This window comes from Rhodoferax koreense, from assembly GCF_001955695.1.
GTDB lineage: Bacteria > Pseudomonadota > Gammaproteobacteria > Burkholderiales > Burkholderiaceae_C > Rhodoferax_B > Rhodoferax_B koreensis.
Genome location: NZ_CP019236.1, coordinates 2,906,335 through 2,921,783 on the forward strand (window position 1 = coordinate 2,906,335; position 15,449 = coordinate 2,921,783).

The window sequence follows — 15,449 nt, forward strand, 5'->3', positions numbered from 1 at the left end:
TGCAATGTACCGATGCGGCATTTGCTTGACAAGCGGGTCGGGACCGATTCGCGGCCACGAAGCTGGATTGCAAGCGGCGTGCCCGTTTGGATCAGGTGCTCAATGTTTCGGGGGCCAGGCCGGTGCCTGCAGCAACGGATGGTTGTGCACCGCCGGTGCGATGAAGTCGAGGAAGGCCCGCACCGGCGCCGGTACGTGGCGTCGGTCGCGGTAGCAGGCGAAGAATTCCAGCGGCTCCGGATCGGCCTGCGCCCGGCTTCGGCTGCGGCCTGTCGCCAGGAAAAGCGGCTCCAGCAGGCCCGCGGCGATCAGCGGATTGGCCACGAAGCTGCCCAGCCGGGTGATGCCGGCGCCTGCCATGGCCAGCGCGGCCAGCGTGTCGATGTCGTTGCACACGGCGGCCACCTTGAGGTTGGGCGACACGCTGGCACCGTCGCGCAGAAAAGGCCATTGCATCAGCCGGCCGTCGAGCGGCATGCGAAACGCGAGGCAGGGGTGCTCGGACAGGTCTTCCGGCGTCTTCGGCCGGCCGTGCTGGCGCAGGTAGGCGGGCGCGGCGCAGAACACCATCGGCGCCGTGGCGATGCGGCGCGCCACCAGGCCGGGCTCGAGCGCATGGCGAAAACGGATGCCGATGTCCACGTCTTCCTTCAGGTGGTCGACGTTGCGGTCGGCCATCATCATCTCGACCTGCACCTGCGGGTAGCGGGCCATGAAAACCGGCAGCAGCGGCGCCACCACATGCCGGCCGAAGGCCACCGAACTCGCGATCTTGAGCCGGCCCTGCACCGCATCGTGCAAGGCCGTCAACTCGGCGCGCGCCTGGGCCAGGCCGTCCAGGATCGGGCCGACCCGCGCGAAATAAGCCTCGCCGGCCGGTGTCAGCGCCTGCGAGCGTGTGGTGCGCGTGAGCAGACGGGTGCCCAATTCCTTCTCCAAACGGGCCACGTTCTGGCTGGCAGCTGCGGCCGAAACACCCAGCAGGCGGGCGGCCGCGGCAATGCTGCCGCCTTCCACAGTCTTGACGAAGGTTTCGATGCCGCGCAGATTGGCCATGACGTGAAGCTTAGCCGAAGCTTTGGAATGGTGCAGAGGATTCGTAAGCTTGGCTTAGCAGTGAAACAGCCGGCACCGGTCTGGTGCGATGGTCTGCCGAAACTTAAAGTTCAGCCATTCCGATTCCCCAAGCATTGAACCCAAGCACCATGAACACCACCGAAAATGCCGACGCCCGAAGCCAGCCAGCCTGGAAGATTCCCAAGCGTTTCGCGCCGATCGTGTTCGCGTTCTACATGGCCGGCATCATGGCCTTCCTGATGTGCGCGGTCATCGTGGCCACGGGCACCGGGCTCAAAGGCGCCTACCTGCTGCGTGTGCTGGAGGCCTATGCACTGGCCATGCCGGTGGCCTTCGTCTGTGTGATCTGCGTGCGGCCCATCGTGATGCGGCTCACGGCCGCCACGGTACGGGCCTGAGGACCGTGTTCAGCCGCCGAGCAGCTGCGCGAAGCGTGCCATGTCCACGTTGCCGCCGCTGACGATGACGCCCACGCGCGCGCCACGGATGTCCAGGCCGCCGTGCTGCGCGCCCGCCAGGCTCAGGCAGCCGGTGGGCTCGACGACCATCTTCATGCGTTCGGCGTAGAAGCGCATGGCCTGCACCAATTGGGCGTCGCTGGCGGTGACGATGCCCGTCACGTCGCGGCGGATGATGCCGAAGGTGAGCTGGCCCAGGTGCTGGGTCTGCGCGCCGTCAGCGATGGTGCGCGGGGTCTCGATGTGGACGATGCGGCCCTCGGCCAGCGATTGCTGGCCGTCGTTGCCTGCCTCGGGTTCGACACCGTAGATCTTGCATTGCGGCGACAGGGCCCGCGCCGCAAGCGCCGAGCCACTGAGCAGGCCGCCGCCGCCGAGGCAGACGAACAGGTAGTCGAGTTCACCGGTTTCCTCCAGCAGTTCCTTGGCGGCCGTGCCCTGGCCGGAGATCACGTCGGCGTGGTCGTACGGCGGGATCAGCGTCGCACCGCGTTCCTCGGCGAGCTGGCGGCTCAGCGCCTCGCGGTCCTGCGTGAAGCGGTCGAAGGTGATGACTTCAGCGCCGTAGCCGCGCGTGGCGGCGAGCTTGGCGGCTGGCGCATCCTGTGGCATCAGGATGGTGGCCGGCATGCCCAGGATTTGCGCGGACAGCGCGATCGCCTGCGCATGGTTGCCCGACGAGAACGCCAGCACGCCACGCTTCTTCTGTTCCGGCGTGAATTTCGACAAGGCGTTGAAGCCGCCGCGAAACTTGAAGGCGCCCATGCGCTGGAAGTTCTCGGCCTTGAAGAACAGCTTGGCGCCGAGCTGGGCGTCGATGGTGCGCGAGGTCAGCACCGGCGTGTTGTGGGCATGGCCCTGGATGCGCGCGGCCGCAGCCGCCACGTCGTCGTAGGTGGGAAGTTGGTGTTCGGTCATGGATCAATGATGCAGGCTGCGGGGCAAGGAATACAGGCACAGATCCCGCGATTCGGGGCCAGTACAGAGTTCAACGGCTCTTGGCGCCGAAGATGCCGCCCAGCACGCCGCGCAGGATCTCGCGGCCCACCGTGGTGCCGATGGTGCGCACGGCCGACTTCGCCATGGTCTGCGCCAGGCCATCGTGTTTGCCACCGCGCGGGCCGGTGGTGCCGAACAGGATGTCGTTCAGCCCGCCGAGCAGTCCGCCGCCAGCGGTCTGGCCCGCCGGGCCGGGCATGGTGGTGCCTGCATTCGGCACGCTGTCCGGCGCCGACGCCGCGCGGCCCTTGAGCTTTTCGTAGGCGGATTCACGGTCCACCTCCTTTTCGTAGGCGCCGGCCACCAGCGAATTGGCGATCAGGGCCTGGCGCTGGGCGGGCGTGATCGGGCCGAGCTGGCTGCCAGGCGGCAGCACGAACACGCGTTCGGTCACACTCGGCCGGCCCTTTTCGTCGAGCAGGCTCACCAGGGCCTCGCCCACGGCGAGTTCGGTGATCGCGGCTTCGATGTCCAGGCCGGGCTTCTGCCGCATGGTCTGGGCGGTCGCCTTCACCGCCTTCTGGTCGCGCGGCGTGAAGGCGCGCAGTGCATGCTGCACGCGGTTGCCGAGCTGGGCCAGCACCGAATCGGGAATGTCGAGCGGGTTCTGCGTCACGAAATACACGCCCACGCCTTTGGAGCGCACCAGCCGCACCACGAGCTCGATGCGTTCGATCAACGCTTTCGGCGCCTCGTTGAACAGCAGGTGGGCCTCGTCGAAGAAGAACACCAGCTTCGGCTTTTCCGGGTCGCCGATCTCGGGCAGCTGTTCGAACAGCTCCGACAACATCCACAGCAGGAAGGTCGCGTAGAGGCGCGGCGAGTTCATGAGCTTGTCCGCCGCGAGGATGTTGACCATGCCGTGGCCGTTCTCATCCGTCTGCATGAAGTCGCTGATGTTGAGCATCGGCTCGCCGAAGAACTTGTCGCCGCCCTGGGTCTCGATCTGCATCAGGCCGCGCTGGATCGCGCCCACGCTGGCCGCGCTGACGTTGCCGTATTGCGTGGTGAACTGGCTCGCGTTCTCGCCCACGTGCTGCAGCATCGCGCGCAAATCCTTCAGGTCGAGCAACAAGAGGCCGTTGTCGTCGGCGATCTTGAACACCAGGTTCAGCACGCCGCCCTGGGTCTCATTGAGGTTGAGCATGCGGCCCAGCAGCAGCGGTCCCATGTCGGAAATGGTCGCGCGCACCGGATGGCCCTGTTCGCCGAACACGTCCCACAGTGTGCTCGGGTAGGCCTGGGCGGCGGGCAGGTCGATGCCGCGGTCCTTCAGCGTCGCGGCGAGCTTGTCGCCGATCCTGCCGGCCTGGCTGATGCCGCTCAAATCCCCCTTGACGTCGGCCAGGAACACCGGCACGCCGATGCGGGAGAAGCTTTCGGCCAGGGTCTGCAGCGTGACGGTCTTGCCCGTGCCGGTGGCGCCGGTGATGAGGCCGTGCCGGTTGGCCAGCGCCGGCAGCAACTCGCAGGTGGTGGCGGCGTTCTTGGCGATCAGAATGGGGTCGGCCATGGCAAAAGTCCTGGACAGGGAGAGTGGAAAAGGGAAGGCAACGGGAAAGTAAAATCGCGTCTGTAGATTAAATCAAACGATAAGGACTTTACGTGGCCGGTCACAGTAAATGGGCGAATATTCAGCACCGCAAGGGTCGCCAGGACGAAAAACGCGGCAAGGTCTGGACACGCGTCATCCGTGAAATCATGGTGGCGGCCCGCCTGGGCGGCGGCGACCTGAGCATCAATCCCCGCCTGCGGTTGGCGGTGGAGAAGGCCAAGGCGGCCAACATGCCCGCCGACACCGTGAAGCGCAACATCGACAAGGCCACCGGCGCGCTGGAGGGCGTCACCTACGAGGAAATCCGCTACGAGGGCTACGGCATCGGCGGCGCGGCCGTGATCGTCGACACCATGACCGACAACCGCGTGCGCACCGTGGCCGAGGTACGGCATGCCTTCAGCAAATACGGCGGCAACATGGGCACCGAGGGCTCGGTCGCCTTCCAGTTCAAGCATTGCGGCCAGCTGATCTTCGCGCCGGGCACGGACGAAGACAAGCTCATGGGAGTGGCGCTCGAAGCCGGTGCCGACGACGTGATCACCGGCGACGACGGCGCCATCGAGGTGCTGACTGCGCCCACCGAATTCGAAGCCGTGAAGAACGCGCTGGAGGCCGCCGGCCTGAAGCCGGAACTCGCCGAGGTCACGATGCGGGCCGAAAACACCATTGAAATCGCCGGCGACGACGCCGTCCGCATGCAGAAGCTGCTGGATGCCCTGGAAGACCTGGACGACGTCCAGGAGGTCTTCCACAACGCCGCACTGTGAAAAGAAATATGAAAGTCCTCGTAATCGGTGGCGGAGGCCGCGAACACGCTCTGGCGTGGAAACTCAACCGTTCGGCGCGTGTCAGCAAGGTGTATGTGGCGCCGGGCAACGGCGGCACAGCGCTCGACGACCAGCTCGTCGATGTGCCGATCACCGACGTGGTCGAGCTGCGCAAATGGGCGCAGGCCGAACACATCGCACTCACCGTGGTCGGCCCCGAAGGTCCGCTGGCGGCCGGCGTGGTGGATGAATTCCGGGCCCACGGCCTGCGCATCTTCGGCCCGACCAAGGCTGCGGCGCAGCTCGAGAGCTCCAAGGCCTTCTCCAAGGCCTTCATGCAGCGGCACCACATTCCCACGGCCGAGTTCGAAACCTTTTCCGACCCGGCGGCAGCCCATGCCTACGTGGACAAGAAGGGTGCGCCGATCGTGGTCAAGGCCGATGGCCTGGCCGCGGGCAAGGGCGTGGTCGTGGCCATGACGCTGGCCGAGGCGCACGAAGCCATCGACTTCATGCTGGTCGACAACACGCTCGGCGTGCAGCACAACGACGGCGGCGCGAGGGTCGTGATCGAGGAATTCCTGCAGGGCGAGGAAGCCAGCTTCATCGTGCTGTGCGACGGCAAGAATGTGACCGCCCTGGCCACCAGCCAGGACCACAAGCGTCTGTGCGATGGCGACACCGGCCCGAACACCGGCGGCATGGGCGCCTATTCGCCGGCGCCGGTGGTCACGGCCGACGTGCACGCCCGCGCCATGCGCGAGATCATCCTGCCCACCATCAAGGGCATGGAAAAGGACGGCATCGCCTTCACCGGCTTCCTCTATGCCGGCCTGATGATCGACGCGCAGGGCAAGCCCAAGACGCTCGAATTCAACTGCCGCCTCGGCGACCCGGAAACCCAGCCGCTGATGATGCGCCTGAAGTCCGACCTGTTCGAGGTGTTCTGGGCCGCCACCGAGCCCGGCACGCATGGCAAGCTCGACACCGTCAGCCTCGAATGGGACCGCCGCATCGCGCTCGGCGTGGTGCTGGCCGCGCACGGCTACCCGATGTCGCCGCGCAAGGGCGACGCCATCACCGGTCTGCCCAAGGCGGCCGACGATGCCATGGTGTTCCATGCGGGTACGGTCAAGCAGGGTGATGCCGTGCTGACTTCGGGCGGCCGGGTGCTATGCGTGACGGTACTGGCCGACAACGTGAAGCTGGCGCAGCAGCGGGCCTATGAAGTGGCGCGCGGCATTCATTTCGACGGCATGCAATACCGCAAGGATATCGGCCATAAGGCCATCAAATAGGCTCACCCCCAGGTTGGCTCACTTCGTGTAGCCGCCCACCCCCTTGCAGGGGGGCAACGCTGGCGGCCTGGCAAAGGCTCTCCTGAGCTTGTCGAAGGGCCAGTTCCGCGGCGTTCTGGAAGGAATATGGATAACGATTTGGGAATGGTTGAGGCGTTTCGCGTTTATTTGCTGGGCTTGCAGCAGTCCATTTGCAGCCAGGTCGCGGCCATCGACGGCTCGGCCTTCCTGGTCGATGCCTGGGAAAAACCGCCGGGCGAAAGGCTGCAGGGCAACGGGCTCACGCAGATCCTGGAAAACGGTGCGGTGTTCGAACGTGCGGGCTGTGGCTTCTCGCACGTACGCGGGCCGCAGCTGCCGCCCTCGGCAACCCAGCACCGGCCCGGACTCGCGGGCGCGCCGTTCGAGGCCATGGGCGTCTCGCTGGTGTTCCATCCGCGCAATCCTTACGTGCCCACGGTGCACATGAACGTGCGCATGATCGCGGCCACCGCGCCAGGCCAGGCGCCGGTGTGCTGGTTCGGCGGCGGCATGGACCTCACGCCCTACTACGGCTTCGAGGAGGACGCGCGGCATTTCCACCAGGTCTGCCGCGATGCGCTCGCGCCGTTCGGCGACGACAAGTACGCGCGCTTCAAGCCCTGGTGCGACGAATATTTCTATCTGAAACATCGCCAGGAAGCGCGCGGCATCGGCGGCATCTTCTTCGACGATTTTTCCGAGTTGGGCCTGGCGCGCAGCATGGCCATGACGCAGGCCGTGGGCTCGGCGTTTCTCGATGCCTATCTGCCCATCGTCGCGCGGCGCCAGGACATGGCCTACGGGGAGCGCGAGCGCGCGTTCCAGCTGTACCGGCGCGGGCGCTACGTCGAGTTCAACCTGGTGTGGGACCGCGGCACGCATTTTGGCCTGCAGTCGGGCGGGCGCACCGAGTCGATCCTGTTGTCGATGCCGCCGCTGGCGAGCTGGGCCTATCAGCAGCAGCCGGAACCAGGCTCGGCCGAGGACGACCTGACACGCAAGTTCCTGGTGCCGAGGGATTGGGTTTGAGTTCCAGTCGGCGCATCGGCGTCTTCGGCGGCGCCTTCGATCCGCCGCACAACATGCATGTGGCACTGGTCGAGGCGGCGCTCGCGCAGCTGCGGCTCGACGAGTTGCGCGTGTTCCCCACCGGCTACGCCTGGCACAAGTCGCGCACGCTGAGCCCGCCCGAACACCGGCTGGCGATGGCGCAACTGGCCTTCGGCAGCCTGCCCGGGGTGGTGGTCGACGCGCGCGAGATCCAGCGCCCCGGGCCGACCTACACCATCGACACCTTGCGCGAATTGCAGGCCGAACAACCGGGCGCCGAGTTGTTCCTGGTGATGGGGGCGGACCAGGCCCGCGCGCTGCCCACGTGGCACGCGTCCGAGGCCCTGTTGCAAACTGCTATAATTTCGGTAGCTGCACGCGCAGATTCCGCGAACGCCATTGGCACAGACGGTCATCAAGATGATGCCGCCCGAGCGAAATTCGAGTTTTCAGACCTGCCGCCACCGTGGAATGCGGGGCGTTTTGAAATACTGCAGCTCCCCCCCATGGCCGTCAGCGCCACCGACATCCGCCAACGCGTTGCCTCCTCGCAAGGGATAGCCCATCTGGTTCCCGACGGTGTTGCGCGCTATATTGATCAACATCACCTCTACCGAACCGCTCGATGACCACTGCACCGCAAACGGAAACCGTCGCCAAAAAAGACACCCAGAAACTTCAGCGGGCCATCGTCGACGGTCTGGAAGACGTGAAAGCACAGGACATCGCCGTGTTCGACACCGAGCATCTCTCGGCCCTGTTCGAACGCGTGATCGTGGCCTCGGGCACCTCCAACCGGCAGACCAAGGCGCTGGCCGCCAGCGTGCGCGATGCCGTGCGCGAAGCCGGTTTCCCCAAGCCGCGCATCGAGGGTGAGGAAAACGGCGAATGGATCATCGTCGACTGCGGCCAGGCCGTGGTCCACGTCATGCAGCCGGCGATCCGCCAGTACTACCACCTCGAGGAATTGTGGGGCGAAAAGCCGGTGCGCCTGAAGTTCGGCGCCGCCAAGCCGCTGCCCAAGGCGGAAGAGGCGCCCAAGCCCGCGGCCAAATCACCGGCAAAGAAAGCCAGCGCCAAGAAGCTGTCGCCCGAAGCCGCCAAGAAGGCCGCCAAGGCCAAGGCCAAGGCCTTGGCCGAGAGCCTGCTCGCGCCCGAACGTCCTGTCATCGAAGCGCCGAAGCGCGCGGCGAAGAAGACCGCTGCAGCACCTGCGCCCGCCAAGAAGGCCGCTGCCAAAACAGCAGTGAAGACCGTGGCCAAGACGCCAGCCAAGAAGGTTGCGCTGAAGACCATCGTCGTGAAGGCGCCGGTCGCCGTGCAGAAGCAGCAAGCCGCCGCCAAGAAGGCGGCCAAGACGGCCCCGAAGACGGCCCCGAAGAAGACCGCGCCGCGCAAGGCCTGACCGAGGCCGCCGGGTGAAGCTGGTCATCATCGCCGTTGGCCAGCGCGTGCCCGACTGGGCGCAGACCGCCTACGACGACTACGCCAAGCGGTTTCCACCCGAACTCAAGGTCGAGCTCAAGGCCGTGAAGACCGAGCCGCGCGGCTCGAAGACGCTGGAGAACCTGCTGGCCGCCGAGCGCGAGCGCATCGAAGCGGCCATCGTGTCAAGCCTGGGTCGCAATGCCCGTATCGTGGCCCTGGACGAACGGGGGACCAACCTCACCACCGTGGCCTTGGCAGGTAAGCTCAAGCACTGGCAATTGGAAAGCGACGACGTGGCACTGGTCATCGGCGGGCCCGATGGCCTGGAGCCGGCATTCCGCCAGGCTGCGCACGAACGCATCCGCCTGTCCGACCTGACGCTGCCGCACGCCATGGTGCGTGTGCTGCTGATCGAGCAGCTGTACCGGGCCTGGTCGGTCAATGCCAACCATCCTTATCACCGAGAATAAAGAGACATCCGCAGCCCATGATCCGTTGGTTCGAAAGCCTGCTGCATCCGTACAGCGAGGACGCACCCAAACCGCCGCCGCGCGGTTTTTTCGCTTTCATCTGGAAGTGCACCGCCGGCGCGCGCCGCTACATCCTGGCGCTCACGCTGCTGACCGCCGTTGTCGGCGCGTTCGAGGCACTGCTGTTCGCGATGATGGGCCGCATCGTCGACTGGCTCGGCCAGGTTGCGCCCGCCCAGTTGTGGACGCAGGAGCGCGGCCGTCTGCTGCTGCTGGCCGCCATCCTGCTCGCCAGCCCGCTGCTGATCTGGCTGCAGACGCTGATCAAGCACCAGACGCTGGCCGGCAACTTCCCGATGTTGCTGCGCTGGAAGTTCCACCGGCTGATGCTCGGCCAGAGCATGAGCTTCTACCAGGACGAATTCTCGGGCCGGGTCGCCACCAAGGTGATGCAGACCGCGCTCGCGGTGCGCGACGTGTGCCTCATCGTCGGCGACATCCTGGTCTTCGTGGTGATCTATTTCGTGACCATGGTGGCCGTGGTCGGCGGCTTCGACGCCTGGATGCTCGCGCCGTTCATCGGCTGGGGCGTGCTCTACGGCTTTGCGCTGCGGTATTTCGTGCCGCGGCTGTCCAAGGTGGCCAAGTCGCAGGCCGATGCGCGGTCGCTCATGACTGGCCGCATCACCGACGCCTACACCAACATCGCCACGGTGAAGCTGTTCTCGCATGCGGGCCGCGAGGCCGGCTTCGCGCGCTCGGCGATGCAGGATTTCCTGCAGACCGTGCATGGCCAGATGCGCCTGGTGAGCGGCTTCGAAGTGGTCAACCAGATCCTGAGCATGCTGCTGACCCTGGCCACGGCCGGCGTGGCGCTGTGGCTGTGGACCCAGGGCCAGGTCGGCGTGGGCGCGGTGGCCGCGGCGACCGCCATGGCGCTGCGGCTCAACGGCATTTCGCACTGGGTCATGTGGGAGATGGCCGCGCTGTTCGAACACGTCGGCACGGTGCAGGACGGCATCCAGACGCTGTCCAAGCCGAACGCCGTGCAGGATGCGCCGGACGCCGCGCCGTTGAAGGTCACGCGCGGCGCGGTGCGGTTCGAGGACGTGAACTTCGCCTACGGCGGCGGCGCGGATGCGCGCCAGGTGCTCGACCACTTCTCGCTCGACATCCGGCCCGGTGAAAAAATCGGCCTGGTCGGCCGCTCCGGCGCGGGCAAGTCCACCATCGTCAACCTGCTGCTGCGCTTCTACGACGTGGAGCGGGGCCGCATCCTCGTCGATGGGCAGGACATCGCCCGGGTGCGCCAGGAAAGCCTGCGCGCGCAGATCGGCATGGTCACGCAGGACACCTCGCTGCTGCACCGCTCGGTGCGCGACAACATCCTCTACGGCCGGCCCGATGCCGGCGACGCGCAGATGGAATCCGCCGCGCGGCGCGCGGAGGCGCACGATTTCATCCAGAACCTGGGCGACGCCAGGGGCCGCCACGGCTACGACGCGCATGTGGGCGAACGCGGCGTGAAGCTCTCCGGCGGCCAGCGCCAGCGCATCGCCATTGCGCGCGTGATGCTGAAGGACGCGCCCATACTGTTGCTCGACGAGGCCACGAGCGCGCTCGACTCGGAAGTCGAGGCCGCGATCCAGACCAGCCTGTACCGGCTGATGGAGGGCAAGACCGTGATCGCCATCGCGCACCGCCTGTCGACGATCGCCGCCATGGACCGGCTGGTGGTGCTCGACCAGGGCCGCATCGTCGAGGTCGGCGACCACGCGAGCCTGCTGGCGCGCGACGGCCTCTACGCCCGCCTGTGGGCGCACCAGAGCGGCGGTTTCCTCGGCGAGGCAGCCGAACCGGAAATCCCGCAACCGACCGAAATCGCCCCCCCGGCCGTCGAACCCCGGCGCGACCCGGCGCTGAATGACCATGACTGATTTTGTCTACCTTGCCTCGCAGAGCCCGCGGCGCAGCCAGTTGCTCACGCAACTCGGCGTGCGCCATGAACTCCTGCTGCCCGCAGCCGACGAGGACGCCGAAGGCCTCGAAGTTGCTCTCAAAACGAAGCACCCGCCGCTTATGTGAAGCGCGTGACGGCATTGAAACTCGATGCGGCCGTGGCCCGGCTCGAACGCCTGGGCCTGCCGCCCGCGCCGATCCTCTGCGCCGACACCACCGTGGCGCGGGGCCGCAGCATCTACGGCAAACCCACCGACGCGAAAGACGCGCAGCGCATGCTGCTGGCGCTTGCCGGCACCGAGCACCGCGTGCTGACCGCCGTGGCCGTGCAGCACAGGCGCCGCCGCTTCGAGGCGCTCAGCGATTCCAGGGTGCGGTTTGCCGATCTCACGCGCGCGCAGGTGCAGCGGTATGTCGCCACCGGCGAGCCGCTCGGCAAGGCCGGTGCCTATGCGGTGCAGGGCAGGGCGGCGTCGTTTATCAGCCACATCGGCGGATCGTATTCGGGCATCATGGGCCTGCCCATGTTCGAGACGGCGCAACTCTTGCGTCTGTGCGGCATCCCGTGCTGATGCTGGCGGGCCGCTTCTCCTCATTCTTCATTTCGCCCCGATGACGGCTGGCTGCGCCTGGCGTGGCCAAAGCCTTGTTTTTCGGTCCTTTCACCCCAAATTCGATGCATGAACGCTACCAAACCCCAGTCTTCCTCCTCGAACCTGACCGTCACGCACGTGCTGGCCCAGCTGCTTGAGCGGCTGGAGCACAGCGAGGCGCCCGTGGGGGCCGAGCAATACCGATCCGTGGTCGAACACCTGGTGAATGAATTCCATGTCATTCCCTCGGGTGCCGAACTCGGGGCTTTGCTCGACGCCCACCCCGCTGCGGCGGAGTTATACGAAAATATGCACTACGACGTGGCCGGCCTGTGCCGGTCCTCGCTCGATGCAGCCACGACAGCCGAGCGGCTTGCCCGCGACGCAATTGAACGCGCCATGCGCGGAGAACAGAAAGGGAAGATCCATGGCCAAGGCTGATGGGAAAACCGCGGTGCTGGCCGATGGCCTGCGCTACAAATCCAAAGTTTCGGGCTCGCCGTTCGCGGTGGCAGCCTCGTTCGGCGGCGCGACCATGTCGTGCTTCCTGTGCGGCAAGCACCGCACGCGTTCGCTGATGACCACCCGCAAGCTGCTCGGCCAGTCGCAGGTGGTCTGCTCGCCTTCCTGCAAGGCGATGGACGAAGCCGAAGCAGCCCGCTGACCGGTAAGAAACGGCCTCTCAAAGCTGTACATCCCGGAATGTGGTGTGCGGCTGTGGCCTAATACCGGGTTCCCTTTTATTTACCGGAGTTTTTTCCCATGGCCAAAGTCATCAGAACAGAAAGCGACCGCTGCGCGCCCAAGCCAGTGCCCCTGCCAGGCTACACCAACCCCGTGAGCCGCGGCCAGAAGCGCAGCCTCGAGCGCGGCGTCGCCACCCGCAGCAAGAAGAACCCGGGCAAGCGTCCTCACAAGGGCGGTTGATGCCAACGGGCGATCCGCTCGCCCTCGGTTTTGCAGGCGCCCTTCACGGGCGCTTTGTTTTTGGTGGGTCTAGAGGTTCTCGAGGCGCCGCGCGCGCAGGCCTTCGGTCAGCGCCACCCCCAGGCCGGCCAGGCAGATCAGCCCGATGCCCAGTGCCGTCGTGCGGCCCGGCAGCTGGTCGAACAACAGCCAGCCGAGCGTGGTCGCGGCCACGATCTGCAAGTAGCTGAAAGGCGCGAGCAGGGTGGCGGGCGCACGGCTGTAAGCGGTGATCTGCAGCCAGTGGCCGAGGAAGCCGGTCACCCCGGTCGAGCCCAGCAGCAGCCATTGCCAGCCGGTGAGCGGCAGGTCGCGCCAGAACCAGGGCAGGGCCAGCGTCAGCGACACCGCACCGAACACGCCGCCGTAGTAGTTGGTGGTGAGCGGGTCGTCGGCAGCAAGCCGGCGCGTCGCCACCTGGAAGAACGCAAAGGCCAGCGCGGTGAGCAGGCCGAGCCCGACGCCGACGGGATCGAGCTGGGCGCCGGGCCGCACCACGATCAGCATGCCGACGAAACCGGCCAGCACGCCCAGCCAGCGGTGCAACCGGCTGGGCTCGTGGAGCAGCCAGGGCGCGAGCGCCATCAGGAACACCGGTGCCATGAAATTCATCGCCGTGCCCTCGGCCAGCGGCAAGCGGCCGAGCACCGAGAAAAACAGCACCGTCGTGGCGATCATCAATGCGCCACGCAGCAGTTGGCCGCGCAGCGAGGTCGTTCGCCAGATGGCGCGGCCGCGGCGCGGCACGACCGTCACCGTCATCAGCGCCACATGCACGGTGTACCGAAACCAGGACACCATCAGTACCGGCACGCCGCCGAGCACGAGCAACTTGCCGGTGGCGTCCAGGCTGGACAGCAGCCACAGGCCGGCAATGTGGAGCAGCACACCGCCGGCCACGGATCGCCCTCTAAAGACTGAAATCATCTAATGGTCAAATTTAATATTATTTAGATATACATCGATTTGCCTGTAAATTATCAACTTATTCTTCACAAAAAGTACCGGATGCGTCCTCGCCGCGCTCACACCGGTCGGCCAGCTTTCCATGATCGAGTTACGGGATATTGTTCAAACCTACAAGGGCTCCTCCGGCCCGGTCGAGGCGCTGCGCGGCGTCAACCTCGAGGTCAAGCAGGGTGAGGTCTACGGCATCATCGGCCGCAGCGGCGCGGGCAAGAGCTCGCTGGTGCGGGTCATCAACCTGCTGAACCGCCCGACCTCGGGCCAGGTGTTCGTCGGCGGCCGCGACCTGACCACGCTCGACGGCGATGCGCTGCGGGTGGCGCGGCGCGACATCGGCATCGTCTTCCAGCATTTCAACCTGCTGTCTTCGCGCACGGTGTTCGACAACGTGGCGCTGCCGCTCGAGATCGCCGGTCTCGGCCAATCCGAGATCCAGGCCCGCGTCGAGCCCTTGCTCGAACTCGTGGGCCTTTCCGCGCTGCGCGACCGCTTCCCGGCGCAGATCAGCGGCGGGCAGAAGCAGCGCGTGGGCATCGCCCGCGCACTGGCCAACCGGCCGAAGGTGCTGCTGTCGGACGAAGCGACATCGGCGCTCGACCCGGAGACCACGCGCTCGATCCTGGGCCTGCTCAAGCAGATCAACCGCGAATTCGGCCTGACCATCGTGCTGATCACGCACCAGATGCAGGTCATCAAGCAGGTGGCCGACCGCGTCGCGGTGATCGATGCCGGCCGCATCGTCGAGAGCGGCCCGGTGATGGAGGTCTTCACGCGGCCGCAGCATGCCACCACGAAAAGCCTGATCGACGAGATCGTGCCGCAGGAGCTGCCCGAGAGCGTGCTCGCGCGCATCCGCACGCTGATGTCGGCCGGCCCCGTCGGCGGCAGCCAGTTGCTGCGCCTGGCGTTTGCGGGCGCCGGCTCGGACGCGCCGCTGCTGTCCGACGTGATCCGCCGCTTCGGCATCGACCTCAGCATCCTGCACGGCCAGATCGACGAGATCCAGGGCCAGCCCTTCGGCACGCTGGCGGTGTTCGCCCGCGGCGCGCGCGAGCCCTTGCAGGCGGCCGTGGCGCATCTGCGTGCGGCCGGCGTCGCGGTGCAGGAAGTGATTCAGGAATCCGCGAGCGCCGTGCCCGCCCACAGGGAGCTCGCCGATGTTCGCTAATTTTTCGCAGGCGCTGCTGGAGCTGTTCGTCAGCTCGCTGTGGGAGACCGTCGTCATGGTCGGCATCTCGGGCATTGTCGGTGCGCTGCTCGGGGTGCCGCTGGGCGTGTTCCTGCGCCTCACCGATACCGGCGGCGTGCTGCAGAACGGCGCGGCCAACCGCATCGTCGGCGGCATCGTCAATGCCGTGCGCTCCACGCCCTTCATCATCCTGTTGGTGGCGATCATCCCGCTCACGCGTTTCGTCACCGGTTCGTCGATCGGCACCGCCGCGGCGGTGGTGCCGCTCACGATCGCCGCCGCGCCCTTCGTGGCCCGCCTGGTGGAAACCGCGCTGCGCGAGGTCGACCACGGCCTGATCGAGGCCGCGCAGGCCATGGGTGCGACCACCGGCCAGATCGTCTGGAAGGTGCTGCTGCCCGAAGCGCTGCCCGGCATCGTCGCCGGCCTGACCATCACCTTCGTGAGCCTGACGGGCTATTCGGCCATGGCCGGCGCCATCGGCGGCGGCGGACTTGGCGACCTCGGCATCCGCTACGGCTACCAGCGCTTCCTGCCGGAGGTGATGCTGGCCGTGGTGGTCGTGCTGATCCTGTTCGTGCAGCTGGTGCAAAGCGGCGGCGACTGGCTGGTGCGCCGACTCAGCCATAAATAAAAAATCGATTCCAACC

Annotated in this window: 17 protein-coding genes and 1 pseudogene; 14 read left to right on the plus strand and 4 right to left on the minus strand. The window is 66.5% G+C overall.

The features are described from left to right. Window positions 1-99: 99 nt before the first annotated feature. The gene (locus tag RD110_RS13535) at window positions 100-1,056 is read right to left on the minus strand and encodes a LysR family transcriptional regulator (protein ID WP_076199970.1); all 957 of its coding nucleotides are present in this window, start codon (window positions 1,054-1,056) and stop codon (window positions 100-102) included. 149 nt (window positions 1,057-1,205) lie between these two features. Between RD110_RS13535 and RD110_RS13540 the strand changes: the two genes are divergently transcribed. After that, complete coding sequence (locus tag RD110_RS13540) at window positions 1,206-1,475, plus strand: DUF2798 domain-containing protein (RefSeq protein ID WP_076199971.1); 270 nt, start codon at window positions 1,206-1,208, stop codon at window positions 1,473-1,475. A gap of 9 nt (window positions 1,476-1,484) precedes the next feature. Here the strand turns inward: RD110_RS13540 and RD110_RS13545 are convergent, their stop codons facing one another. Together RD110_RS13545 and RD110_RS13550 are read right to left on the minus strand one after the other, a co-directional pair. Continuing rightward, the gene (locus RD110_RS13545; RefSeq protein ID WP_076199972.1) at window positions 1,485-2,453 is read right to left on the minus strand and encodes a threo-3-hydroxy-L-aspartate ammonia-lyase; all 969 of its coding nucleotides are present in this window, start codon (window positions 2,451-2,453) and stop codon (window positions 1,485-1,487) included. A 70-nt stretch (window positions 2,454-2,523) separates the two neighbouring features. Then, on the minus strand, window positions 2,524-4,047 hold the full coding sequence (locus tag RD110_RS13550; protein WP_076199973.1) for a helicase HerA-like domain-containing protein: 1,524 nt from the start codon (window positions 4,045-4,047) through the stop codon (window positions 2,524-2,526). Between the two features lie 92 nt (window positions 4,048-4,139). Here RD110_RS13550 and RD110_RS13555 point away from each other — a divergent pair, with 92 nt between their 5' ends. The 11 genes and pseudogenes from RD110_RS13555 to RD110_RS28350 all read left to right on the plus strand — a co-directional run bounded on the left by RD110_RS13555 (window position 4,140) and on the right by RD110_RS28350 (window position 12,605). Then, window positions 4,140-4,859 (plus strand): YebC/PmpR family DNA-binding transcriptional regulator, encoded by a 720-nt coding sequence (locus tag RD110_RS13555; protein WP_076199974.1) that lies wholly within the window; start codon window positions 4,140-4,142, stop codon window positions 4,857-4,859. Between the two features lie 8 nt (window positions 4,860-4,867). Beyond that, window positions 4,868-6,157: a phosphoribosylamine--glycine ligase gene (gene purD / locus RD110_RS13560; protein ID WP_076199975.1), complete on the plus strand. Its 1,290-nt coding sequence runs from the start codon at window positions 4,868-4,870 to the stop codon at window positions 6,155-6,157. A gap of 144 nt (window positions 6,158-6,301) precedes the next feature. After that, window positions 6,302-7,207, plus strand: coding sequence for an oxygen-dependent coproporphyrinogen oxidase (hemF, locus tag RD110_RS13565; protein WP_394329413.1), 906 nt, complete (start codon window positions 6,302-6,304; stop codon window positions 7,205-7,207). Between the two features lie 53 nt (window positions 7,208-7,260). After that, a complete protein-coding gene (gene nadD, locus RD110_RS13570) occupies window positions 7,261-7,857 on the plus strand; it encodes a nicotinate (nicotinamide) nucleotide adenylyltransferase (protein WP_394329457.1) in 597 nt (198 codons plus the stop codon). Beyond that, entirely contained in the window at window positions 7,854-8,633 is a 780-nt protein-coding gene (rsfS, locus tag RD110_RS13575; protein ID WP_076199978.1) for a ribosome silencing factor, read from the plus strand. Before nadD ends, rsfS begins: the two co-directional genes overlap by 4 nt. Window positions 8,634-8,646: 13 nt before the next feature. Further along, window positions 8,647-9,126, plus strand: coding sequence for a 23S rRNA (pseudouridine(1915)-N(3))-methyltransferase RlmH (gene rlmH, locus RD110_RS13580; protein ID WP_076199979.1), 480 nt, complete (start codon window positions 8,647-8,649; stop codon window positions 9,124-9,126). Window positions 9,127-9,143: 17 nt separating this feature from the next. Beyond that, window positions 9,144-11,063 (plus strand): ABC transporter ATP-binding protein, encoded by a 1,920-nt coding sequence (locus RD110_RS13585; RefSeq protein ID WP_076199980.1) that lies wholly within the window; start codon window positions 9,144-9,146, stop codon window positions 11,061-11,063. Then, window positions 11,056-11,657: pseudogene (locus tag RD110_RS13590) on the plus strand (Maf family protein). The gene RD110_RS13585 and the pseudogene RD110_RS13590 overlap by 8 nt, the downstream one beginning before the upstream one ends. A gap of 108 nt (window positions 11,658-11,765) precedes the next feature. Beyond that, window positions 11,766-12,119, plus strand: a complete 354-nt coding sequence (locus tag RD110_RS13595) for a hypothetical protein (protein WP_204249968.1) — start codon at window positions 11,766-11,768, stop codon at window positions 12,117-12,119. Continuing rightward, on the plus strand, window positions 12,106-12,342 hold the full coding sequence (locus RD110_RS13600; protein ID WP_076199982.1) for a hypothetical protein: 237 nt from the start codon (window positions 12,106-12,108) through the stop codon (window positions 12,340-12,342). Before RD110_RS13595 ends, RD110_RS13600 begins: the two co-directional genes overlap by 14 nt. 98 nt (window positions 12,343-12,440) lie before the next feature. After that, window positions 12,441-12,605, plus strand: a complete 165-nt coding sequence (locus RD110_RS28350) for a hypothetical protein (RefSeq protein WP_204249969.1) — start codon at window positions 12,441-12,443, stop codon at window positions 12,603-12,605. 69 nt (window positions 12,606-12,674) lie between these two features. Here RD110_RS28350 and RD110_RS13605 read toward each other — a convergent pair whose 3' ends face one another. After that, entirely contained in the window at window positions 12,675-13,532 is an 858-nt protein-coding gene (locus RD110_RS13605) for a DMT family transporter (protein WP_239467033.1), read from the minus strand. Window positions 13,533-13,692: 160 nt separating this feature from the next. On the opposite strand from RD110_RS13605, the gene RD110_RS13610 reads away from it, so the two are divergent. Together RD110_RS13610 and RD110_RS13615 are read left to right on the plus strand one after the other, a co-directional pair. Then, window positions 13,693-14,778, plus strand: coding sequence for a methionine ABC transporter ATP-binding protein (locus RD110_RS13610; RefSeq protein ID WP_076199984.1), 1,086 nt, complete (start codon window positions 13,693-13,695; stop codon window positions 14,776-14,778). Continuing rightward, on the plus strand, window positions 14,768-15,433 hold the full coding sequence (locus RD110_RS13615; RefSeq protein ID WP_076199985.1) for a methionine ABC transporter permease: 666 nt from the start codon (window positions 14,768-14,770) through the stop codon (window positions 15,431-15,433). Before RD110_RS13610 ends, RD110_RS13615 begins: the two co-directional genes overlap by 11 nt. Window positions 15,434-15,449 lie beyond the last annotated feature (16 nt).

Excerpts from the sequence above, each read along its gene's own strand:
- RD110_RS13535 (WP_076199970.1), bottom strand. The coding sequence starts at position 1,056 with ATGGCCAATCTGCGCGGCATCGAAACCTTCGTCAAGACTGTGGAAGGC.
- RD110_RS13540 (WP_076199971.1), top strand. The coding sequence starts at position 1,206 with ATGAACACCACCGAAAATGCCGACGCCCGAAGCCAGCCAGCCTGGAAG.
- RD110_RS13545 (WP_076199972.1), bottom strand. The coding sequence starts at position 2,453 with ATGACCGAACACCAACTTCCCACCTACGACGACGTGGCGGCTGCGGCC.
- RD110_RS13550 (WP_076199973.1), bottom strand. The coding sequence starts at position 4,047 with ATGGCCGACCCCATTCTGATCGCCAAGAACGCCGCCACCACCTGCGAG.
- purD (WP_076199975.1), top strand. The coding sequence starts at position 4,868 with ATGAAAGTCCTCGTAATCGGTGGCGGAGGCCGCGAACACGCTCTGGCG.
- hemF (WP_394329413.1), top strand. The coding sequence starts at position 6,302 with ATGGTTGAGGCGTTTCGCGTTTATTTGCTGGGCTTGCAGCAGTCCATT.
- nadD (WP_394329457.1), top strand. The coding sequence starts at position 7,261 with ATGCATGTGGCACTGGTCGAGGCGGCGCTCGCGCAGCTGCGGCTCGAC.
- rsfS (WP_076199978.1), top strand. The coding sequence starts at position 7,854 with ATGACCACTGCACCGCAAACGGAAACCGTCGCCAAAAAAGACACCCAG.
- RD110_RS13585 (WP_076199980.1), top strand. The coding sequence starts at position 9,144 with ATGATCCGTTGGTTCGAAAGCCTGCTGCATCCGTACAGCGAGGACGCA.
- RD110_RS13595 (WP_204249968.1), top strand. The coding sequence starts at position 11,766 with ATGAACGCTACCAAACCCCAGTCTTCCTCCTCGAACCTGACCGTCACG.
- RD110_RS13600 (WP_076199982.1), top strand. The coding sequence starts at position 12,106 with ATGGCCAAGGCTGATGGGAAAACCGCGGTGCTGGCCGATGGCCTGCGC.
- RD110_RS28350 (WP_204249969.1), top strand. The coding sequence starts at position 12,441 with ATGGCCAAAGTCATCAGAACAGAAAGCGACCGCTGCGCGCCCAAGCCA.
- RD110_RS13610 (WP_076199984.1), top strand. The coding sequence starts at position 13,693 with ATGATCGAGTTACGGGATATTGTTCAAACCTACAAGGGCTCCTCCGGC.
- RD110_RS13615 (WP_076199985.1), top strand. The coding sequence starts at position 14,768 with ATGTTCGCTAATTTTTCGCAGGCGCTGCTGGAGCTGTTCGTCAGCTCG.